Genomic DNA, 22,467 nt, shown 5'->3' on the forward strand with positions numbered 1-22,467 from the left:
AATTTAACATAATTAATTTACATATCCTTACCGCCGCCAAAATATATTTAACGGTTTTTTATTCCCAGTATTATATCTAAACACAGAATTTACTCATAAAAAAATGCCCCAATTTTCATTGAGGCATTTATGTATATGTTAAGAAAAAATCTTAAGCTTGTACGTTGTTAGCTCCTAATACGAAAGGCTCAACTTCTTTGATTTCTCCAAATTGTTGTTCGTAGTTAGCGATGTTTTGTTGTAGAGCAGATAATACTCTTTTAGCGTGAAGTGGAGCAAGGATAACTCTTGATCTTACTTTTGCTTGTTGTACCCCCGGCATCAATTGGATAAAATCTACAACGAATTCAGATGGAGAGTGGTTTACTAAAGCTAAGTTAGCATAGATTCCTGCTGCTACCATTTCGTTTAATTCGATGTTGATGTTTCCGTCTTGTGGATTTTGATTGTTGTCCATTGTTATAAATTATTTTTAAATTCGAAATTTGAGGTTGTGAAAATATAAAAATAATTTCAAACCTCAAATTCCAAATCATTAATTTTAGTTAAGGTCTTCGAATTCTTTTCTAGAACCTACAATTACATTTTGGTATTCTTTAAGACCCGTACCTGCAGGGATTCTGTGTCCTACAATTACATTTTCTTTAAGACCGTTAAGATCGTCTACCTTACCAGCAACTGCTGCTTCATTAAGAACCTTAGTTGTTTCCTGGAACGATGCTGCAGACATGAACGATTTAGTCTGAAGAGCTGCTCTTGTAATACCTTGCAACACAGGTGTTGCTGTAGCCGGTAAAGCTTCTCTTACTTCAACTAAAGCCTGATCTTCACGCTTCAATTTAGAGTTTTCATCTCTTAATTCTCTCGCTGTAATCATCTGACCTGGTTTGAATACTTTAGAATCACCAGCATCAACAACTACTTTAAGACCGAATACTCTGTTATTCTCTTCCAAGAAGTCATATTTATGCTCAAGAGCTCCTTCAAGGAACTGAGTATCACCTCCATCCACGATAGATACTTTCGTCATCATCTGTCTTACGATAATTTCGAAGTGCTTGTCGTCGATTTTTACCCCTTGTAAACGGTAAACTTCCTGAATTTCATTTACCAGATATTCCTGAACTGCAGTTGGACCTTTAATTCTTAGGATATCTTCAGGTGTGATAGAACCGTCAGACAATGGAGAACCTGCTCTTACGAAGTCATTCTCCTGTACTAAGATCTGGTTTGATAATTTAACTAAATAAATTTTTCTCTCTCCAGTTTTAGCCTCAACGATCAATTCACGGTTACCTCTCTTGATTTTTCCGTAAGAAACTACCCCATCGATTTCTGTTACTACCGCTGGGTTTGAAGGGTTTCTTGCTTCGAATAATTCAGTAACTCTCGGAAGACCTCCGGTGATATCCCCTGCTTTTGCAGATTTTCTAGGGATCTTAATCAAGACTTTACCAGCCTTAATTTTTTCACCATCGTTAACCATTAAGTGGGCTCCTACCGGTAAGTTGTAACCTTTTTGTTCAACACCTTTAGAGTCTACTACTTTTAACGTAGGTACCGCTTTCTTATTTCTGGATTCAGAGATTACTTTCTCCTCAAATCCTGTTGCTTCGTCAATCTCCAACTGGAATGAAATACCCTGGATGATATCCTCGTATTCAACCTTACCAGATGTTTCAGCAATGATTACCGCGTTATAGGCATCCCATGTACAGATCACATCACCTTTTTTCACTTTATCACCTGGTTTTACAGCCAATATTGAACCGTAAGGTACGTTAGCTACCATTAATGGAGTTCTGGACTCGTTATCAGCAACTAATCTGAATTCTGTTGAACGAGAAACTACAACTTCTGATGTATTACCGTTTTCATCTTCAGAAGTAATTGTTCTTACTTCATCCATTTCAACGATACCATCTCTTCTTGCAACAATTGATGGGTTTTCTGATACGTTTCCTGCAGTACCTCCTTGGTGGAAAGTTCTCAACGTAAGCTGAGTTCCCGGCTCCCCAATTGACTGTGCTGCAATTACACCTACCGCTTCACCCATGTGAATCATTTTACCTGTAGCCAAGTTTCTACCGTAGCATTTCGCACAGATACCTTTCTTAGCTTCACAAGTTAATGGTGAACGAACTTCAACAGCTTCTAATCCAGCTTCCTCAATTCTCTTAGCTAATGCCTCAGTAATTACCTGGTCAGCTTCAGCAATTAATTCATCTGTTTCAGGATCGTAAACATTATGTAAAGAAACTCTACCTAAGATTCTTTCAGAGATTTTTTCAACAATCTCGTCATTTTTCTTAAGTGCAGTAACTTCTGTACCTCTTAACGTTCCACAGTCGTCTTCTGTAACGATAACGTCCTGTGCAACGTCTACCAATCTTCTTGTTAAGTAACCTGCATCGGCAGTCTTAAGAGCGGTATCCGCAAGACCTTTACGGGCACCGTGGGTAGAGATAAAGTACTCTAGAATCGAAAGACCTTCTTTAAAGTTCGCAAGGATCGGGTTTTCGATAATCTCCGCTCCGGTAGAACCGGCTTTTTGCGGTTTAGCCATCAAACCTCTCATCCCTGATAACTGACGGATCTGTTCCTTAGAACCCCTCGCTCCAGAGTCAAGCATCATGTATACAGAGTTGAAACCACCTTGGTCAGTTTTCATTCTGCTCATGATCATTTCAGTTAATCCGGCGTTGGTATTTGTCCAAACGTCGATTACCTGGTTATAACGTTCTGTATCTGTAATTAGACCCATGTTATAGTTAGCTCTAATTTCGTCTACAGTTTCAATTGACTGTGCAATCATCTGCTTTTTCTCAACAGGAACCACGATGTCTCCTAATGAGAAAGAAAGACCTCCTTTAAATGCATTTGAATACCCTAAGTCTTTCATTGCATCAAGGAACTTCACAGTTGTAGGGAAATCCGTATCAGCAAGGATCTTACCGATAACGTTTCTTAATGATTTCTTAGTAAGAAGCTCATTAATATATCCTACCTGTTTTGGTACAATCTGGTTGAATAAGATTCTACCTACAGTGGTTTCGATCAGTCTTGTTACGATTTCTCCGTTTTCTTTCACAGGTAATTTACATCTTACCTTAGCATTTAGAGAAACTTTTCCTTCTGCATAAGCAATTTCCGCTTCTTCAGGAGAATAGAATGCAAGACCTTCACCTTTTACTTTCATAGTTTCAGTTGAATCCAACTGTTTTGTCATGAAGTAAAGACCCAAAACCATGTCCTGAGAAGGTACCGTAATTGGAGAACCGTTTGCCGGGTTCAGAATGTTTTGAGAACCTAACATCAATAACTGAGCTTCAAGGATCGCTTCTGGTCCTAACGGTAAGTGTACCGCCATCTGGTCACCGTCGAAATCGGCGTTGAATGCTGTTGTTACCAACGGGTGTAGCTGGATTGCCTTACCTTCGATCATCTTAGGTTGGAAAGCTTGGATACCCAGTCTGTGAAGCGTAGGTGCTCTGTTCAGTAGAACAGGGTGACCTTTCATCACATTTTCAAGGATATCATAAACTACCGGTTCTTTTCTATCAATAATTCTCTTTGCAGATTTTACAGTTTTTACAATCCCTCTCTCGATTAGTTTTCTAATGATGAATGGTTTGTAAAGTTCCGCAGCCATATCTTTAGGAATACCACATTCGTGAAGCTGTAAGTTTGGACCTACAACAATTACCGAACGCGCAGAGTAGTCTACCCTTTTCCCTAATAAGTTCTGACGGAAACGACCTTGTTTACCTTTCAATGAATCAGAAAGTGATTTCAATGGTCTGTTTGATTCAGATTTTACTGCAGAAGATTTTCTTGTATTATCGAATAATGAATCTACTGATTCCTGAAGCATACGCTTCTCGTTTCTCAAGATTACTTCAGGAGCTTTGATCTCCAATAATCTCTTCAAACGGTTATTTCTGATAATAACTCTTCTATAAAGGTCATTTAAGTCAGAAGTTGCGAAACGTCCTCCATCCAATGGAACTAATGGTCTTAGTTCTGGTGGGATAACTGGAAGTACACGCATAATCATCCACTCCGGCTTGTTGATCATTCTTGTATTAGCACCTCTTAATGCTTCTACAACATTCAATCTTTTCAGAGCTTCAGTTCTTCTTTGTTTTGAACCTTCATTGTGAGCTTTGTGTCTTAAGTCGAAAGACAATGCATCAAGATCAATTCTTTTCAATAATTCCTCAACAGCTTCAGCACCCATTTTAGCGATGAATTTGTTAGGATCAGAATCGTCAAGATATTGGTTCTCTACAGGAAGAGTTTCCATGATATCCAGATACTCTTCTTCAGTTAAGAACTCCATGTTTTCGAAGTCAGAACCGTCTAATTTTTTAGCAATACCTTGCTGAATCACCACATATCTTTCGTAGTAGATGATCATATCCAATTTCTTGGAAGGAATTCCTAAAAGGTAACCGATTTTGTTCGGTAAAGAACGGAAATACCAGATGTGAGCGATTGGAACTACAAGGTTGATGTGCCCGATTCTCTCTCTTCTTACTTTTTTCTCCGTAACTTCTACTCCACAACGGTCACAAACGATCCCTTTGTAACGAATTCTCTTGTATTTACCACAAGCACATTCGTAATCCTTTACAGGACCGAAGATTTTTTCACAGAACAAACCGTCTCTTTCAGGTTTATGCGTTCTGTAGTTAATAGTTTCCGGCTTAAGAACTTCCCCTCTTGAGTCTTGTAAGATAGACTCCGGTGAAGCTAAACCGATGGTTATTTTATTAAATCTACTTGATTTATTTTTATTTGACATTTTAAATTTGATTAAAGATTAAAAGATTGAAAGATTCAAAAATTAATTTGATATTTTTCTTTCACTCTTATGAGTTTAATGATTTTTAAATTTTTGAATAATTAAATCTTTAAATTACTCTTCCAATCTTACGTCTAATCCAAGACCTTGTAACTCGTGAAGTAATACGTTGAATGATTCCGGAATACCTGGTTCAGGCATCGATTCACCTTTTGCAATTGCTTCATAAGTTTTTGCTCTACCAATCACGTCATCTGACTTCACAGTTAAGATTTCTCTCAAGATGTTAGATGCTCCGAATGCTTCAAGAGCCCAAACCTCCATCTCTCCGAATCTCTGACCTCCGAACTGAGCTTTACCTCCTAACGGCTGCTGAGTAATCAATGAGTAAGGACCGATAGAACGTGCGTGCATCTTATCATCTACCATGTGCCCTAGTTTCAACATATAGATTACCCCTACTGTAGCCGGCTGTGTAAATCTTTCTCCGGTACCACCATCATAAAGATAGGTGTTACCAAATTTAGGAAGACCTGCTTTTTCAGTGTATTCAGTGATTTGATCTAAGCTTGCTCCGTCAAAAATTGGTGTAGCGAACTTCAATCCTAATTTTTTACCAGCCCATCCAAGAACTGTTTCATAAATCTGACCGATGTTCATACGGGAAGGTACCCCTAGTGGATTCAATACGATATCTACCGGTGTTCCATCTTCTAGGAATGGCATATCTTCTTCACGAACGATTCTCGAAACGATACCTTTGTTACCGTGACGTCCTGCCATTTTATCCCCTACATTCAGTTTACGTTTTTTAGCAATATAAACTTTAGCCAATTTCATGATACCTGCAGGAAGCTCGTCTCCGATTGAAATTGCGAATTTCTCACGGTTTTTAACCCCTTGAATATCATTATATTTGATTTTGTAATTATGAATTAATTGTTTGATCAATTCATTTTTATCGTTATCTACAGTCCAGTCTGAGCCGCTAACGTTTACATAATCTTCAACTGAAGTCAATAATTTATGAGTGAATTTCACACCTTTACCGATGATTTCTTCATCTAGGTCATTTTTAACCCCCTGAGAAGTTTTACCGCTTACCAGTGTATTTAATTTTTCAATTAAAGTATTTCTCAACTCATCAAACTTAGCCTTGTAAGTGTTTTCAATTTCTTCAAGTTTAAGTTTCTCCTCAGTTCTCTTCTTTTTATCTTTAATGTTTCTTGAGAACAACTTTTTGTTGATTACAACCCCTCTTAATGATGAGTCAGCCTTCAATGAAGCATCCTTCACATCACCAGCTTTGTCACCGAAGATTGCTCTTAAAAGCTTTTCTTCAGGAGTCGGGTCAGATTCACCTTTTGGAGTGATTTTACCAATCATGATATCTCCAGGCTTCACTTCAGCACCGATTCTGATCATACCGTTTTCATCAAGATCTTTAGTTGCTTCTTCAGAAACGTTTGGAATATCTGCTGTCAATTCTTCCATACCTAATTTGGTATCACGAACCTCAAGAGAATATTCATCTACGTGGATGGAAGTAAACCAGTCTTCACGTACAACTTTTTCGTTGATTACAATCGCATCCTCGAAGTTGTATCCTTTCCAAGGCATGAACGCAACCACTAAGTTTCTACCAAGAGCTAATTCTCCGTCTTCAGTAGCATAACCGTCGCAAAGTACCTGTCCTTTCTCCACTACATCACCTACTCTTACGTTTGGTCTTAGCGTGATAGTTGTACTTTGGTTGGTTTTTCTAAACTTAGTTAAGTTATATGTTTTAGTAGCAGATTCAAATGATACTAAATCCTCGTCCTCACTTCTTTCATATTTAATAACGATTTTGTCAGCATCTACGTACTCTACAGTACCCGTACCTTCAGCGTTAATTAAAATTCTTGAATCTTTCGCAACTTGCTGTTCCAGACCTGTACCTACGATTGGAGCCTGTGGCTTCAACAAAGGAACTGCCTGACGCATCATGTTGGATCCCATCAAGGCACGGTTCGCATCATCATGCTCCAAGAATGGAATTAATGATGCAGAAATACCCGAAATCTGGTTTGGTGCTACGTCGATAAGATTTACCTGATTTGGCTCAACTACAGGGTAGTCACCATCCAATCTTGCAATAATTCTGTCTGTCAAGAACTCACCGTTATCGTTTAGTTCAACGTTCGCCTGAGCAATTACTTTATCTTCTTCGTCTTCTGCATTTAAGTAAATTGGATCAGCCGATAAATCGATCTTACCATCTTCTACTTTTCTATATGGAGTTTCGATGAAACCTAAGTTATTGATCTTAGCATAAATACCTAAAGATGAAATCAAACCGATGTTTGGTCCTTCCGGAGTTTCAATCGGACAAATTCTTCCGTAGTGAGTATGGTGAACGTCTCGAACCTCGAAACCTGCTCTTTCTCTTGATAAACCTCCAGGCCCTAGTGCAGATAATCTTCTCTTGTGAGTGATCTCTGAAAGCGGGTTGGTCTGGTCCATGAACTGAGAAAGCTGGTTGGTACCAAAGAACGAGTTGATTACAGATGTTAATGTTTTCGCATTAACAAGATCAAGTGGAGTAAAGATTTCGTTATCTCTAACGTTCATTCTTTCCTTGATTGTTCTTGCAATTCTTGAAAGACCTACACCGAATTGTCCAGCTAATTGCTCACCAACAGTTTTGATTCTTCTGTTTGATAAGTGGTCGATATCATCAACTTCTGCTTTAGAGTTAACAAGTTCGATCAAGTGTCTTACAATAGCGATGATATCTTCTTTTGTAAGAACCTCAGTAGTTGTAGGAATGTTAAGACCTAATTTTTTATTCAATCTGTAACGTCCTACTTCACCTAGAGAATATCTCTGCTCAGAGAAGAATAATTTTTCGATAATTCCTCTTGCTGTTTCCTCATCTGGCGGATCTGCGTTTCTTAACTGACGATAGATGTACTCTACCGCTTCTTTTTCAGAGTTGGTAGGGTCTTTTTGTAATGTATTCTGGATGATAGAGAATTCATTGCTGTTTTCTTTGTGAATCAAGATAGATTTCACACCAGCATCAAGAATAAGATCCAAATGTTCTTTTTCAAGAATTGTTTCTCTATCCAAGATGATTTCATTTCTTTCGATAGAAACTACCTCACCCGTATCTTCATCTACGAAATCTTCGAACCAAGTGTTCAAAACTCTCGCAGCCAATGTTCTTCCTTCAACTTTTTTAAGGGCAGCTTTAGAAACTTTCACTTCCTCAGCAAGGTCAAAGATCTGAAGGATATCCTTATCAGATTCGTAACCAATCGCTCTTAATAAAGTAGTTAATGGTAATTTTTTCTTACGGTCGATATATGCGTACATAACGCTGTTGATATCGGTCGTAAATTCCATCCAAGATCCTTTGAAAGGGATAATTCTTGAATAATACAATTTTGTTCCATTTGCGTGGTACGTTTGTCCGAAGAATACACCAGGTGAACGGTGAAGCTGCGTAACGATAACTCTTTCTGCACCATTGATGATGAAAGATCCACTAGGCGTCATATAAGGAACAGGGCCTAAATATACATCCTGAACCACAGTCTGGAAATCCTCGTGTTCAGGGTCTGTACAATACAATTTAAGTCTTGCTTTAAGAGGCACTGAATACGTCAATCCTCTTTCCACACACTCATCAATTGAATAACGTGGAGAATCCACCAAATAATCCAGGAATTCCAATACGAATTGGTTTCTGGAATCGGTAATCGGGAAATTTTCCTGGAAGGTCTTATACAAACCTTCGTTTGTTCTGTCTTCCGGAAGGGTATCTAGCTGGAAAAACTCACTGAAAGACTCAATTTGGATATCCAAGAAGTCTGGAGTAATAATTTTTCCTTTCGCTGAAGAGAAGTTAACTCTCTTATCCCCCCTAGTTGTTGCTGTTGTTTTACTCATAAAACTTTTAAGAAAGGGTTAAAAAATATTTTGATTAAAAAATATCAGAAGTGAATCGTATTAAATCCGAGAAAAGAATAAATAGAAAATTTTGGCGCAATCATCAAGTTTTATTCCTAATTCTCAACTATTTAAATCGTATTAAGCTTCTAACTGCAACACTGGTATATCTTTTCACAGCGTAATGCAAAATATTTTTATTACTTTTGAGGCAGAACCGCCGCAATGTCTATATACAACAAAGCCCTTTCATTTTCATGAAAGAGTTAATACTCAGTATTTTATAGATTTACAAACAATTTTTCGCGCCAAAAGAGGAGCAAAGATACAAAAAGTTATCCACATTCACAATATTTTCTATTATAATATCATTTTGTTTCTTTAATTAAACTTAAGCAACCTTCATAAAAAAAGCCCGAGTAAATACTCAGGCTTATTATTTATAGTATAAATTGATTACTTCAATTCTACTTCAGCACCAGCTTCTTCTAATTGCTTCTTAAGAGCTTCAGCTTCGTCTTTAGATACACCAGTTTTGATTGGAGCTGGAGCACCGTCTACGATATCTTTAGCTTCTTTAAGACCAGCACCAGTTAAATCTTTTACTAATTTAACGATAGCTAATTTAGAAGCACCTGCAGACTTAAGAATTACGTCGAATTCTGTTTTTTCTTCAGCAGCTTCACCTGCACCACCTGCAGCAACTACTACAGCAGCAGCAGCTGGCTCAATTCCGTACTCATCCTTAAGGATAGCAGCTAATTCGTTTACGTCTTTTACTGTTAAGTTTACTAGCGTTTCAGCTAAATTTTTTAAATCTGACATTGTTGTAATGTTTTTGTTGATTATTTATTATTTTTTGAGTGTAATTATTCAGCAGCTGGCGTTTCGTCAGTGCTTTCTGCAGCAGGAGCTTCCGGAGCCTCAGCAGCAGGAGTTTCTTCAACAGCAGGAGCAGCTTCTTCAGCTTTAGCTTCTACAGTTTCAGGTTTGTTTTGAAGAGCAGAAACAACTCTTTGAATTGGAGACTGAAGTAATCCGATGATTTCACCGATCATTTCTTCTCTAGACTTGATGTTAGCCAACATGTCTAGGTTGTTGTCACCAACGTAGAAAGTTTCCTGAACAAAAGCAGACTTCAATGCTGGCTTTTCTTCTTTCTTTCTGAACCCTTGGATTAATTTTGCAGGAGCGTTTGCAGTCTCAGAAATCATAATAGCTGAATTTCCTTTGAAAGACTGGAACATTTCAGAGTAATCTACTCCTTCCATTTGCTCCATTGCTTTTTGTAAAAGTGTATTTTTTACAACTTTCACTTTAATATTTTGCTTGAAAGCCTGTCTTCTGAAGTCAGAAGATTTTGCAGCGTTCAAACCTTCTAGATCTGCTACGTAAACTACTTTTGCATCCTGAAGCAAATCTTTGATCTCTTGTATTGCTACAACTTTTTGGTCTTTTGTCATTGTCTTAAGGATTTATTATTAGTTAACAGATTTAGTATCAATTGCAATACCTGGACTCATTGTAGAAGACAAATAGATAGACTTCACATAAGTTCCTTTAGCAGCAGTTGGTTTCATTTTAATCAAAGTAGAGATCAATTCCTGAGCATTTTCCTTGATTTTAGCAGCATCGAAAGATACTTTACCAATACCAGCGTGGATAATACCGTATTTATCAACTTTGAAGTCAATTTTACCTGCTTTTACTTCAGTTACCGCTTTACCAATTTCCATAGTTACAGTACCTGATTTTGGGTTTGGCATTAAACCTCTTGGTCCTAATACTCTACCCAATGGCCCTAATTTACCCATTACAGCTGGCATCGTAACGATAACGTCAACATCTGTCCAACCTTCTTTGATTTTTTGTAAATATTCATCAAGACCTACATAGTCAGCACCAGCTTCTTTAGCTTCTGCTTCTTTATCTGGAGTTACTAAAGCTAAAACTTTAACATCTTTACCAGTTCCGTGAGGAAGAGATACAACACCTCTTACCATTTGGTTAGCTTTTCTTGGATCTACCCCTAATCTTACAGCGATGTCTACAGAAGCATCAAACTTTGCAGTGTTTACTTCTTTTACAAGAGCTGAACCTTCTTCAAGGTTATAGATTCTTCCTTTTTCTACTTTGCTTAAAGCTTCCTTTTGCTTTTTTGTTAATTTTGCCATTTCTTCTTTAAGTATTAAGCGTTAAAAGTTGGTTTAGTTCCTGTTACTCTTAATCCCATAGATCTTGCAGTACCTGCAACCATAGAAACAGCTGAATCCATTGTAAAGCAGTTAAGGTCCGCCATTTTATCTTCAGCGATTTTTTTCACTTGATCCCAAGATACAGAACCTACTTTGTTTCTGTTTGGTTCTCCAGAACCACCCTTGATTTTAGCCGCATCCATTAACTGGATTGCTGCAGGAGGAGTTTTGATAACGAATTCAAAAGATTTGTCTTCGTATACTGTAATTACTACAGGCAAAACTTGTCCTGGCTTATCTTGAGTTCTTCCGTTAAATTGCTTACAAAACTCCATGATGTTCACACCTGCAGAACCCAATGCTGGACCTACTGGTGGAGAAGGGTTAGCTGCGCCACCTTTCACCTGAAGCTTTACCATTTTAAAGACTTTTTTAGCCATTTTTTGTTTTTTAAGTTTGAATAATTAATGAGTTTGGAAGCATTTATTATTCAGCAGGTTATCTATTCTCACCTTAGACAATCCTACTTTTCGGACTGCAAAATTATAAAATATTTTTGAATTAGCAAACCGAATCAGCTGATTTTTAGAAAGTATTGTATTTTTTTTCTAAATACTAATTTTATCTTTTGTATTGGACTTCTTATTTGATACAAAATATTTATGAAATAAAAAAAGCGAGATTACAGAAGTTTCTATCCATTCAAAATCCAATTTAAAACGAATGTTCGCAGCATGTCCTATTAGATACGGAAATGTAAACCCTACAAATAGAATACAGCAAAAAAGAAATATTTTTTTACTGTTCCTAAAAAAATAGATCATGCTTATTAATAATAATAAATTAATGAAAATAACGTATAATTTACGCCCAATAAGAATAGACAGACTATTATTATCAAAATATGTTTTGGGAACAAACCATAAGCTAATAAGGTTATTGAGTCCTTTTTTAATGGGAGCAAAACTGTCTTTTCTTACAATTTTCAAGACCTCTTCCCTATAAATTTTCTCATTGATAAATTCATTATGGGCTGCCGTTTTTTTAAAGACAGTCTTCTTTTCTTCTTGTGTTAGAAAATGATTATCCGGTAATATTTGATAGTCCGGAATGTAACCCAAAAAAACGTTTTGCCAAAAAGGAGACTTACTGATGATTACCTTATCAAAAGTAGTATAGTTTCTAATTACCCATGGAGAATACGCAAGTACAGCAATACAGGCAACAGTGAAAATATCTTTTAAAGAACGTTTTTTATAAAATATTAAAAATAAAGCCATCACTCCCATGATGGGAACAGCTACCACCTGCGTTAAAGCAACCAAAGCCGTGATCACAGAAAAAATTATGATCTTATTAAAGCTAATATAAGCCTGAGTCCAGCATATAGAATACCCATAAAGCCAAACAGCAAAAAGCAGAATAAATAGATTAGTAGTCTCTAAAACATTAGAATAATAAAAATAAGCGGGCGAAAAAATAAAAAAATATGCAGATAGAAAACCAACTGTCTTTAGATTAAAATTTTCGAATATTTTAATAATTATTACGGGAATAATAAAGTAAAAAATATGCTGAGCAATAATGATAAATTTAGCAGCATTCAGGAGTCCGAAACATTTCATAAAAAAACACAGAAACAAAGGATATAAGGGAAGTTTATAGGCCGAGCTTCCAAATTTATAGTTCCATGAGTAGATTTCAAGAGTGGCTAAATTCCTGGCAATACTCCAATCTTCAAACCATTCTGCTTGAAAGTTATTATATGCTGAAAAAACGATTTTAGCAACGAAAATAAGAATGTTAAAAACAAGAAAAGATTTCCAATTAAGAAAAAAATCTGTTATCCGTATTTTTGAAATATTGAACATGTAAAAATTTCTAGAAACAAAAATAAAAAAAGCTATTTACTTCTAAATAGCCTTTTATATATTTGACAGGAAAAATCTGTTAAAAACCTGATGGTTTATTTATCGTTTGCGTAGAACCATCATTTCCTCCAAGATCAGCATTGATATCACTGATATTTTGCTTTTCAATCAATCTTTTATATGCCATCAGATATAGATCAACGGTAAAGTTATTATAAGTTCTTGATGGAATGGTTGAATTCGTCGCAATGATTCTGCTGTCTGTAAATTGCGCTTTGATATGCCATGTTCCATTACTTTTGAAGGCAACAACATTAGGTGACCCCTGCCTGTTATCATTGATACCGTTATCTCCGTAGTCAAGCATTACACTCGTTGTTCCGTCATTCAGTTTGAATGAGTAATTATGAAGCACAACAAGAAAATTGTTGGCATCTATCTTTGTGTCATAATCTGCAATTCCTGTACCCGGAACTCCGGTAAGAGTAAGTTTAAGATAATTAAACAATCCACTACTTTCCAAAGTAGGATCATACAACTGTAAAGCATTTTCTGAAGTTGCCAGAAAGCTGCCTCCCGACATGGTAGGTTCTCCCGGGTTTCTCAGATATAAAGAATTGGTATATGTTTTACCATTAACGTCAAGTGTTTCTGTAGGGTTTGCGGTGTTTATCCCTACTTTTCCCTGCTGGGCATTCATAAACAATCCCAGACACATGATTATCGTGATATAAATTTTTCTTTTCATAGTTTTCTTATTGAAGTCCTAGAGGTGTATTGGTTGAAACTCCTGAATAACCAGGCGAAGCTGATGCCGAAACAGAACCGTTGAAAGTTCCCCAGTCTTTAACTAATGACTTTTCAAAGACAGTTAAAGAAAGTGTCCAGGTTCCGTTTTGAGATGAAACAGTTCCTGCTCCTTTAAAAGCCAAATTAATGGCATGATAGCTTTTCCCACCACTCGTTACCTGTGTAATTTCTGTGGAATATGATCCAAATGATTTCGGATTTGTAGTCGTATTTGCTGCAGAAACCGCTTCTGTAAAAACAGCACCTGTAATAGCCACAACATATTTACTCGCATCTAATCCTGTATTCAGATTTACAACTTCGTCCTGTTTCACATTTTTCAATACAACATTATACATATTTACAGGCGCTACATTACGAAGCGATATATCCAGCAGCTTAACTTTTCCTACCGGCGAACTGTCTTTTGAACGGGTAATAAGGAGATAATTCCCTCCCGCTTTCGTATTCTCAGTATCTATTAAATAAGACTCTACCAGTGTTTCCCCTTCTACATCAAGAGTTCCCTTTGGTGTTTTGGTATTAATTCCCACTTGGGCATGCATGCCTAAGGCAGCAAAACCCGTAAAGAGGATTGCAATAATTTTTTTCATCATTTTGTTTTATGTTTTTACTGAATTAATGGAGCAGAAGCAGCACCTGTTCCTAAAGAATTAAGGTTTTGTGTTGTATTGAAATCTTTGGCATATGATCTGTCAAATACCAACAGGTTCAGTGTCCAGATTCCCGTTGGAAGTGATAAATCCGGGGCAAATCCATGATAATCTGCCTTCAGTTTCCATGTCCCTCCTGAAGAATAGGCAAAAATCTGGGGCACGGGAGTAAGCCAGTCAGCAGAAAACGTTCTTGTAGGCTGTGTAAAACCAAAAGAAGAGATTACCACCAAAAACTTATTTGAATTAATCTTTGTATCAAATTGGTTTACCCAATCCTTGTCTGCAGGATCACAGTTAATTTTAAACTGAATAAGGTTAATGGGTGCCGGAGAATTAGGAACGAAAGAATCATTATACGCAGTAATTTTGTTTTCCGGGGCCGGAGATTTGATAATGAAAGTGTAATTCTCATCCGCTTCCAATTTTTCCATAGGCTGTTTAAAAACAATTCCTGATGTCTTCATCGTACCATTCACGGTAAGTTCTTTTTCTGGCGTAGTAGTGTTGATTCCAACCTGTGCATTCATAATTACTGATGCACTCAACAGAGTGATCATAGAAATAATTTTTTTCATTGAAATGTGTTTTTTATAAGAGTTGTGTTTTTTAACTATTCCATCTGTTATATTTTTAATTAAAACGCAAAGAAACCCTTCTACACCTGTAGCTAACGTATTAAATAAAAGATATAAATTGTGGATTAGTTAATAAATTAATTACAAGAAACATGCCATTCAAGTTAAATTAAATTATTCAAAAAAATCAGGACAGAGATAATACAAGCACTAACGGTGATAAGATACAAGAATTAACAAGCCTATAGTCTACTGTTAAAAAGTCATATATGCAAAAAGACTGCTATTAAGCAGTCTTTTATATCTTTATAGATAATAAATATTACACTTTTTCTACTTGCATATAGCTAAGTTCCATTGGAGTTTTTCTACCGAAGATAAGAACTGAAACTTCAATTTTCTTTTTATCTTCAAGAATTTTCTCCACAGTCCCGTTGAATCCGTTGAATGGTCCGTCAATTACTTTAACGTTTTCTCCAACTACATAAGGGATTTCAACATCACTCGCAAATTCTGATAATTCATCCATTCTTCCAAGCATTCTGTTAACTTCAGACTTTCTCATCGGAACAGGATCTCCTCCTTTTGTCAAGCTTAGGAAAGAAATAACCCCAGGAATGTTCTTAATAATGTGAGGAATCTCTCCCATCAGATCAGCTTCAATCATTAAGTATCCAGGATAGTAAGGTCTTTCTTTAGGAACTTTTTTTCCGTTTCTAATCTGAATAACCTTTTCCATAGGAATAACCACTTGAGTTACATACTGCTCAAACCCTAAACGCTTGATTTCTGTCTCAATATAGTTTTTCACTTTATTTTCCTGTCCGCTGATTGCTTTCAGCACATACCATTTCAATTCGCTCATTATGGGAAAATACTTTTATTATTAATTGAACAAGTTGATTAGCATTCCTATTATGTTGCTTATTGCTTTAGAAAACAATTCGTCAACCCCAAAGGTAAATAATGCCAAAATAACTGTCGCAATAGTTACTACTACTGTAGAGGATTGCAGATCAGCCCACTTTGGCCATTCAACTTTATGTCTGAATTCGTTATAAGAACCTTTTAAAAAATCGATAAATGAACTCATAATTGTTATTTGCACGGGCACAAGGATTCGAACCCTGATCAACGGTTTTGGAGACCGGTATCCTACCATTGGACGATGCCCGTAGTTAAAAAAGCTTCCGATTGTTTCCTTTCGGAAGCTTTAATATTTTAGATAATTATTCTAAGATTTCAGTAACCTGACCAGCACCAACTGTTCTACCTCCTTCTCTGATCGCGAATCTAAGACCCTCGTTAAGAGCGATTGGTTGTAACAATTCTACAGTGATTGTTAAGTTATCACCAGGCATTACCATTTCTACACCTTCTGGTAAGAAGATTTCACCTGTAACGTCAGTAGTTCTTACGTAGAACTGAGGACGGTATTTGTTATGGAATGGAGTGTGACGTCCACCTTCTTCTTTAGAAAGGATATAAACCTCAGCTTTGAATTTTTTGTGTGGTTTAACAGAATCTTTCTTAGCGATAACCATACCTCTCTTGATGTCAGTTTTTTCAATACCTCTCAACAATAGACCTACGTTATCACCAGCTTCACCTCTGTCTAGGATTTTTCTGAACATCTCAACCCCTGTAATTGTAGAAGTTAATTTTTCATCACCCATACCAACGATATCAACTGGATCACCAGTGTTGATAACACCAGACTCGATTCTACCAGTTGCTACAGTACCTCTACCTGTAATAGAGAATACGTCTTCGATTGGCATCAAGAATGGCTTATCCTGATCTCTTACTGGTTGCTCGATCCAAGTATCAACAGCATCCATTAATTCTTCTACAGTCTTGAACCACTTATCATCAGAGTTACCTTCAGTAGCTGCAGTAAGTGCACCAAGAGCAGAACCTTGGATTACTGGAGAGTTATCTCCATCATATTCGTAAGTAGATAAAAGATCTCTAAGTTCAAGCTCAACAAGCTCTAATAACTCAGCATCATCTACCATGTCAACTTTGTTCATGAACACAACGATTCTAGGTACGTTTACCTGACGGCAAAGTAGGATGTGTTCTCTAGTTTGAGGCATTGGTCCATCAGTTGCAGCACATACTAAGATAGCTCCATCCATCTGAGCAGCACCAGTTACCATGTTCTTTACGTAATCCGCGTGACCTGGACAGTCAACGTGAGCATAGTGTCTGTTAGCAGTTTCGTACTCGATGTGAGCAGTATTAATAGTGATACCTCTTTCTTTTTCTTCTGGAGCAGAGTCAATCGCAGAGAAGTCTTTTTTCTCAGCAAGACCTTTGCTAGCTAATACAGCAGAAATAGCAGCTGTAAGAGTAGTTTTACCATGGTCAACGTGACCAATAGTACCAATGTTCAAGTGTGGTTTGTTACGATTAAACGTTTCCTTTGCCATGATTTAAAATTATTTATTTATTGTTTTTCAAATTTTCGGTGTGCAAATATAATGAATTTTTACATACCAAAACCTTTTTATCAAAAAAAGTTTTAATATTTAAATCCCATGAACTACAAACCGTATATTTCAAAGTATTGAGACTGCAAATTTACACATTTTTCTCAATTGAAAAAATTCGGAAAACTCTTTTATTAAAAATCTAAACTATCTCATTAATTATGAATGAAATAATTTAGGAATATAATCATCTCGGTAAATCCGTGTTTATTTTTTTCTCGTAAATAAAAAAACAACCTATTAAAATTAATATTATGAGAAAATTACTACATTTATGTACCGTACTGTTCAGCATTTCCATTTTATTTTCATGCAATGATTCTGAAAATATGATGTTCCCAATAGAAATGCCCGTACAAGGACCAGACCTTATGGCATACGGACTTACATCGAGTAACGAACTGGTGTCTTTTAATTCCAACAATCCTAAAGTGTTTATTTCCAAAACAACAGTAACCGGTGTGGTTTCAGGAGAAAAACTGATCAGCATCGATTTCAGACCTGCAACAGGAGAGCTTTACGCCTTATCCAGCGCAAGCAAACTATACATCATCAACACTTCTAATGCTTCTGCAAGAGCGGTAAGCACTACTGCATTTTCACCCGCAGTTTCAGGCACCATTGCTTCTATCGATTTTAATCCTACCGTGGACAGAATTCGTCTGGTAAGCAATACAGGGCAAAACTTAAGACTGCATCCCGAAACAGGAGCAGTTGCTGCTACCGACATGAATATCAATGGAGGCGGAACTCCTTCTGTAGCAGGAATAGCTTACACCAACAGCAAATCCGGAGCTTCAAGTACTGTTTTGTATGATATTGATATGGCTTCAGGAAAATTATTTAAGCAAGATCCTCCCAACAACGGGACATTAGTAGAAGTGGGAAGCCTGGGAACTACTTTTACAGGACAGGCAGCTTTTGATATTAAATATGACAATAGTGTGGCCTTATTAGCTTTAAATAATAACTTACACATTTTAGATCTGAACAATGGTAAAGCCACCGCTGTCGGAATGCTGCAGCAGCCAATCATTGATCTTGCTATTCCTACAGAACCTGTTGCTTATGCAGTGGATAATTCGAATAATCTGCAGATCTTCAATCCTAATAATCCGATGCCTGTTTCAAAGGCAATTTCAGGACTTCAAAGCGGTGAAAATATTCTGGGAATAGATTTCAGACCTGCCAACGGACAGCTTCACGCTTTAGGAAGCTCAAGCAGACTATATACAATTAATTTAGGAACCGGAGCTGCAACAGCCGTAGGAACTTCGCCTTTTGCAACGTTATTGGCAGGAACAGATTTCGGATTTGACTTCAATCCTACAGTGGATAAAATAAGAGTTGTCAGCAACAATGGGCAGAATTTACGCCTGGATCCCGTAACAGGCGGAATTACCGCAGTAGATGGCATTCTTAATCCGGGGAGCCCTATGATCGGAGCAGCAGCTTACACCAACAATTTTGCAGGAGCTACTTCAACAACGTTGTTTGTAATTGATCATAATACCGATAAATTATATCAACAAAACCCACCCAATAACGGAACTTTGGTAGAAACAGGCTCTTTGGGCATCAATATTACCAACGCTAATGGTTTCGACATCGGAAGCATGAGCCAAAAAGCTTATTTGCTTGCAACAGTAGGAACCACAACAAAAATTTACAGCATTAATACTTCAACGGGAGCAGCAACATCAGTTTCTGATTTTCCGAATACCGTGAGAGGTTTCACAGTGGGATTAGGATTCTAAACTCATAATATTTTATTTCAATAAGAAGGGCGGAAAACTTTGTTTTCCGCCCTTTGGTCAATATAATATAAATGAAAGAATAGTTAGATTTGCTGCGATTTTTTTGTTCTGTTGAAGATCCAGAAAATAATTGGAAAAATCAATAAGGTTAAAACTGTTGCTGTGATTAATCCGCCAATAATTACAATTGCCAATGGCTTTTGAGATTCAGAGCCAATTCCTGTGGATAATGCTGCCGGCATTAATCCGATTGATGCCATTAAAGCTGTCATGATTACGGGACGTGTCCTGGATTTTACTCCGTTCAATATAGATTCATCAAGACTCAGCCCATTCTTAACATTCTGGTGAAATTCCGTAATCAGAATCACCCCGTTTTGGATACAGATCCCGAGAAGAGCGATCATCCCTACTCCGGCAGAGATTCCAAAATTAATTCCTGTTATATGAAGCGCGATAATCCCGCCAATTAAAGCAAATGGTACATTGGCCAATACCAAAAGGGAATCCTTCATATTTCCGAAAAGGATGAATAGCAGGAAGAAAATTCCTAAAATACTGATCGGAACCACCTGCGTTAAACGCTTCGAAGCTCTCTGCTGATTTTCAAACTGTCCCGTCCATCCTATTGAATAGCCATCTGGAAGCTCAATCTTAGCAACCTTTTTCTGAGCATCCGCAATTGTACTTCCCAAATCACGGTCACGGATAGAAAATTTTACCCCGATATATCGTTTAATATCATCACGATAAATAAATGCAGCCCCGTTATCTTTTACAATACTGCTGATCTCCTTTAAAGGAATTTTTGAACCATCCTGCGTAGGAACCATTAATGCCGCAATATCATTTTCATCTTTTCTGTACTCCTGTGAGTAACGAAGACGGATGGGAAACTTTCTCTCACCATCGAACATTTCTGAAGCCGTTTTCCCTCCGAAAGCCATTTCCAAAACCGCCTGTGCGTCTGCAGGCATTACTCCGTAAGCCGCCATTTTATCCCTATCAAGAACAACACTTACTTCCGGCTGACCAATATTTTTAATGATTCCCGGATCTTTTACACCGTCTACATCTTTAATCTGTTTTAAAACTTCTTCAGCCAATCTGTCCAGTGTTTCCAAATTGTCACCATAAATTTTAATTCCGTTTTCTGCTTTGAAACCTGCCACCGCTTCGGCAACGTTGTCGGAAATCGGCTGGGAATAGTTAAAAGTAATTCCCTGATAGTTTCTTAGCTTTTTATCAATTTCTTCGATCAGCTCTTCATAAGTGATTTTTCTTTTCCATTCTTCTTTAGGCTTAAGATTTACCGCAAACTGCACAAATCCGAAACCATTCGGGTCAGTTCCGTCATTACTTCGTCCTGTTTGCGCAAGAACATCAGTCACCTCAGGAAAACTCATAATATCCTTTTTAAGAAGATCTGCTGTTTTTAAGGATTCTTTTAAGGATGAACTCATCGGCATTTCTGCAGTAATCCAGAGTGAACCTTCATTTAACTGGGGCAAAAATTCCGTTCCTAAGAATTTCCCTGAGAATAAGGTTACTGCCAAAAATGAAATGGCAACGATCAAGCTCATTCTTTTATGTTTAAAGGTATAATTAAAGCTTTTTAAAACAATCCTGTCCCAGAAGTTAACGAACGGATTATTTTTTTCTTTAACATTCTTATTTAAAAGAATATGTGAAAGAACAGGAACCAATGTCAAGGTGAAAATCAAAGCCCCCATCAAAGCAAAACCTAAGGTAAAAGCCAATGGTGAGAACATTTTCCCTTCAACCTTCTGGAATGAGAAGATAGGAATTAATGACGTAATGATAATTAATTTTGAAAAGAAGATCGCTTTTCCCAATCCGGTTCCGGTCTGTTTGATCCAGCCTCCTTTGGCTAATTTATTGAATCGTTCTTCTCCATATTTATGAGCTTTATGATCGAGCATTACAAAGAGTCCTTCTACCATGACGACGGCTCCATCAATGATGATTCCGAAATCTACCGCACCAAGAGACAATAAGTTGGCGCTCATTCCCGCTAGTTTTAAACATAAAAATGCAAATAACAGAGATAACGGAATAATGATTGAAACAATTAAAGTCGTTCTCCAGTCAGCCATGAAGATCAAAACGATCACGGTCACCAAAACAATTCCTTCAATAAGGTTGTGCATTACGGTATGTGTGGTGAAATCCATCAGATTATCACGGTCATAGAAAGTGACCATTTTTACATCTTTTGGTAAAATCTTTTCGTTGAGCTCTTTAATTTTAGCTTTTACTCCTACCAACACTTCACGAGGATTTTCACCTTTTCTCATGACAACGATTCCCTCAACGGTATCTTCGTGATTATTCAATCCGGCCTGCCCTACTCTAGGCATCGAACTTTCGTGAACTTCGGCCACATTTTTTACCAGGACCGGGTTTCCGCTGTCGTTTTGTATTGTGATATTTCCGATATCAGCGACGGATTTTACCAGACCGATCCCCCTAACTACATAAGCCTGTCCGTTTTTTTCGATCACATCTCCACCAACATTTAAATTGCTTTTTGTGACAGCATCATACACCTGAAGCGGCGTCAGATTGTATTTATCCAAAGCTCTCGGATCAATACTCAATTCAAAAACTTTATCCTGGCCACCGAATACGTTGATGTCGGCAACTCCCGGAACACCCCGTAAAGCACGATCAATTACCCAGTTTTGCAAGGTTAATAATTCACGTGAATCTTTCTTCTTACTCTCCAAAGTATATCGGAAAATTTCTCCGGTTGGTCCGTAAGGAGGCTGAACTTCCGGATCTACCTCATCCGGAAGACTTACTGTCCGTAATTGATTGTTCACCTGATTTCGGGCAAAAGTGTCATCCACTCCGTCATCAAAAAGGATTTTAACAATGGAAAGTCCAAACATCGTGGTGCTTCTTACACTCGTTTTTTTCTGAACGGGGCTCATTGCCAATTCGATGGGAGTGGTCACGAAGCGCTCTACTTCCTCCGCACTTCGCCCGTTCCATTGAGTAATGATAACAATCTGGGTATTGGTAACGTCCGGAAAAGCTTCAATAGGCATATTTTTGAAACTTATAAATCCTGCAACCGCCAAAACCGCGACCCAAATAAAGGTAAACGCTTTATTCTTTAACGAAAAAGCAATTATATTTTTAATGAATTTATTCATGATGGATTTTTTGATGATGTTGTTTTAACGCAAAGTCCACAAAGATTTTTGGTGATTATTTCTGCGTATTTTTGTTCGAAAAGGCTTTTCACTCAGCAAAGAATTTTGCTTTTGAACCATTAAGAGCATTTAAGCTATTAGAATTATTAATGATTTGCAAGCAAATTGATAAGGCTCAATGTT

The 22,467-nt window shown here is 37.2% G+C and carries 16 protein-coding genes and 1 tRNA gene; 1 reads left to right on the forward strand and 16 read right to left on the reverse strand.

Annotated features, from left to right (window positions below; all coding sequences use genetic code 11):
- Positions 1 to 151 precede the first annotated feature (151 nt).
- The 15 genes from MKS83_RS10385 to tuf form a co-directional block, all read right to left on the reverse strand.
- Positions 152 to 457 carry a DUF3467 domain-containing protein gene (locus MKS83_RS10385; protein WP_039369566.1) on the reverse strand — a complete coding sequence of 102 codons (306 nt, stop codon included), beginning with the start codon at positions 455 to 457 and terminating at the stop codon, positions 152 to 154.
- An 84-nt stretch (positions 458 to 541) separates the two neighbouring features.
- The gene (gene rpoC, locus MKS83_RS10390; RefSeq protein ID WP_100376764.1) at positions 542 to 4,807 is read right to left on the reverse strand and encodes a DNA-directed RNA polymerase subunit beta'; all 4,266 of its coding nucleotides are present in this window, start codon (positions 4,805 to 4,807) and stop codon (positions 542 to 544) included.
- 114 nt (positions 4,808 to 4,921) lie between these two features.
- Positions 4,922 to 8,743, reverse strand: coding sequence for a DNA-directed RNA polymerase subunit beta (rpoB, locus tag MKS83_RS10395; protein ID WP_240583112.1), 3,822 nt, complete (start codon positions 8,741 to 8,743; stop codon positions 4,922 to 4,924).
- A gap of 456 nt (positions 8,744 to 9,199) precedes the next feature.
- A complete protein-coding gene (gene rplL, locus MKS83_RS10400) occupies positions 9,200 to 9,568 on the reverse strand; it encodes a 50S ribosomal protein L7/L12 (protein WP_072997912.1) in 369 nt (122 codons plus the stop codon).
- Positions 9,569 to 9,612: 44 nt separating this feature from the next.
- Positions 9,613 to 10,206, reverse strand: coding sequence for a 50S ribosomal protein L10 (gene rplJ, locus MKS83_RS10405; protein ID WP_100376767.1), 594 nt, complete (start codon positions 10,204 to 10,206; stop codon positions 9,613 to 9,615).
- Between the two features lie 18 nt (positions 10,207 to 10,224).
- Positions 10,225 to 10,917, reverse strand: a complete 693-nt coding sequence (gene rplA / locus MKS83_RS10410; protein WP_100075647.1) for a 50S ribosomal protein L1 — start codon at positions 10,915 to 10,917, stop codon at positions 10,225 to 10,227.
- Between the two features lie 14 nt (positions 10,918 to 10,931).
- A complete protein-coding gene (gene rplK / locus MKS83_RS10415; protein ID WP_027375531.1) occupies positions 10,932 to 11,378 on the reverse strand; it encodes a 50S ribosomal protein L11 in 447 nt (148 codons plus the stop codon).
- Positions 11,379 to 11,546: 168 nt separating this feature from the next.
- Positions 11,547 to 12,809, reverse strand: coding sequence for a hypothetical protein (locus MKS83_RS10420; protein WP_240583113.1), 1,263 nt, complete (start codon positions 12,807 to 12,809; stop codon positions 11,547 to 11,549).
- Between the two features lie 79 nt (positions 12,810 to 12,888).
- A complete protein-coding gene (locus MKS83_RS10425) occupies positions 12,889 to 13,557 on the reverse strand; it encodes a hypothetical protein (RefSeq protein ID WP_240583114.1) in 669 nt (222 codons plus the stop codon).
- Positions 13,558 to 13,564: 7 nt separating this feature from the next.
- On the reverse strand, positions 13,565 to 14,215 hold the full coding sequence (locus MKS83_RS10430; protein WP_240583115.1) for a hypothetical protein: 651 nt from the start codon (positions 14,213 to 14,215) through the stop codon (positions 13,565 to 13,567).
- Positions 14,216 to 14,229: 14 nt separating this feature from the next.
- On the reverse strand, positions 14,230 to 14,850 hold the full coding sequence (locus tag MKS83_RS10435; protein WP_240583116.1) for a hypothetical protein: 621 nt from the start codon (positions 14,848 to 14,850) through the stop codon (positions 14,230 to 14,232).
- 322 nt (positions 14,851 to 15,172) lie between these two features.
- Complete coding sequence (gene nusG / locus MKS83_RS10440) at positions 15,173 to 15,715, reverse strand: transcription termination/antitermination protein NusG (RefSeq protein WP_100376773.1); 543 nt, start codon at positions 15,713 to 15,715, stop codon at positions 15,173 to 15,175.
- 21 nt (positions 15,716 to 15,736) lie between these two features.
- Positions 15,737 to 15,943, reverse strand: coding sequence for a preprotein translocase subunit SecE (secE, locus tag MKS83_RS10445; protein ID WP_100376774.1), 207 nt, complete (start codon positions 15,941 to 15,943; stop codon positions 15,737 to 15,739).
- A 12-nt stretch (positions 15,944 to 15,955) separates the two neighbouring features.
- A tRNA-Trp gene (locus MKS83_RS10450) sits at positions 15,956 to 16,026 on the reverse strand.
- Positions 16,027 to 16,079: 53 nt separating this feature from the next.
- Positions 16,080 to 17,285 (reverse strand): elongation factor Tu, encoded by a 1,206-nt coding sequence (gene tuf / locus MKS83_RS10455; protein WP_100376775.1) that lies wholly within the window; start codon positions 17,283 to 17,285, stop codon positions 16,080 to 16,082.
- 314 nt (positions 17,286 to 17,599) lie between these two features.
- Between tuf and MKS83_RS10460 the strand changes: the two genes are divergently transcribed.
- Complete coding sequence (locus MKS83_RS10460; protein WP_240583117.1) at positions 17,600 to 19,102, forward strand: DUF4394 domain-containing protein; 1,503 nt, start codon at positions 17,600 to 17,602, stop codon at positions 19,100 to 19,102.
- Positions 19,103 to 19,185: 83 nt separating this feature from the next.
- Here MKS83_RS10460 and MKS83_RS10465 read toward each other — a convergent pair whose 3' ends face one another.
- Positions 19,186 to 22,284 (reverse strand): efflux RND transporter permease subunit, encoded by a 3,099-nt coding sequence (locus MKS83_RS10465; protein WP_240583118.1) that lies wholly within the window; start codon positions 22,282 to 22,284, stop codon positions 19,186 to 19,188.
- Positions 22,285 to 22,467 lie beyond the last annotated feature (183 nt).

This window comes from Chryseobacterium sp. Y16C, assembly GCF_022488405.1.
GTDB classification, from domain to species: Bacteria; Bacteroidota; Bacteroidia; order Flavobacteriales; family Weeksellaceae; genus Chryseobacterium; species Chryseobacterium geocarposphaerae.

Bases quoted from the DNA above. Each gene is read 5' to 3' on its own strand.
- MKS83_RS10385 (WP_039369566.1), bottom strand. From the start codon at position 457: ATGGACAACAATCAAAATCCACAAGACGGAAACATCAACATCGAATTA.
- rpoC (WP_100376764.1), bottom strand. From the start codon at position 4,807: ATGTCAAATAAAAATAAATCAAGTAGATTTAATAAAATAACCATCGGT.
- rpoB (WP_240583112.1), bottom strand. From the start codon at position 8,743: ATGAGTAAAACAACAGCAACAACTAGGGGGGATAAGAGAGTTAACTTC.
- rplL (WP_072997912.1), bottom strand. From the start codon at position 9,568: ATGTCAGATTTAAAAAATTTAGCTGAAACGCTAGTAAACTTAACAGTA.
- rplJ (WP_100376767.1), bottom strand. From the start codon at position 10,206: ATGACAAAAGACCAAAAAGTTGTAGCAATACAAGAGATCAAAGATTTG.
- rplA (WP_100075647.1), bottom strand. From the start codon at position 10,917: ATGGCAAAATTAACAAAAAAGCAAAAGGAAGCTTTAAGCAAAGTAGAA.
- rplK (WP_027375531.1), bottom strand. From the start codon at position 11,378: ATGGCTAAAAAAGTCTTTAAAATGGTAAAGCTTCAGGTGAAAGGTGGC.
- MKS83_RS10420 (WP_240583113.1), bottom strand. From the start codon at position 12,809: ATGTTCAATATTTCAAAAATACGGATAACAGATTTTTTTCTTAATTGG.
- MKS83_RS10425 (WP_240583114.1), bottom strand. From the start codon at position 13,557: ATGAAAAGAAAAATTTATATCACGATAATCATGTGTCTGGGATTGTTT.
- MKS83_RS10430 (WP_240583115.1), bottom strand. From the start codon at position 14,215: ATGATGAAAAAAATTATTGCAATCCTCTTTACGGGTTTTGCTGCCTTA.
- MKS83_RS10435 (WP_240583116.1), bottom strand. From the start codon at position 14,850: ATGAAAAAAATTATTTCTATGATCACTCTGTTGAGTGCATCAGTAATT.
- nusG (WP_100376773.1), bottom strand. From the start codon at position 15,715: ATGAGCGAATTGAAATGGTATGTGCTGAAAGCAATCAGCGGACAGGAA.
- secE (WP_100376774.1), bottom strand. From the start codon at position 15,943: ATGAGTTCATTTATCGATTTTTTAAAAGGTTCTTATAACGAATTCAGA.
- tuf (WP_100376775.1), bottom strand. From the start codon at position 17,285: ATGGCAAAGGAAACGTTTAATCGTAACAAACCACACTTGAACATTGGT.
- MKS83_RS10460 (WP_240583117.1), top strand. From the start codon at position 17,600: ATGAGAAAATTACTACATTTATGTACCGTACTGTTCAGCATTTCCATT.
- MKS83_RS10465 (WP_240583118.1), bottom strand. From the start codon at position 22,284: ATGAATAAATTCATTAAAAATATAATTGCTTTTTCGTTAAAGAATAAA.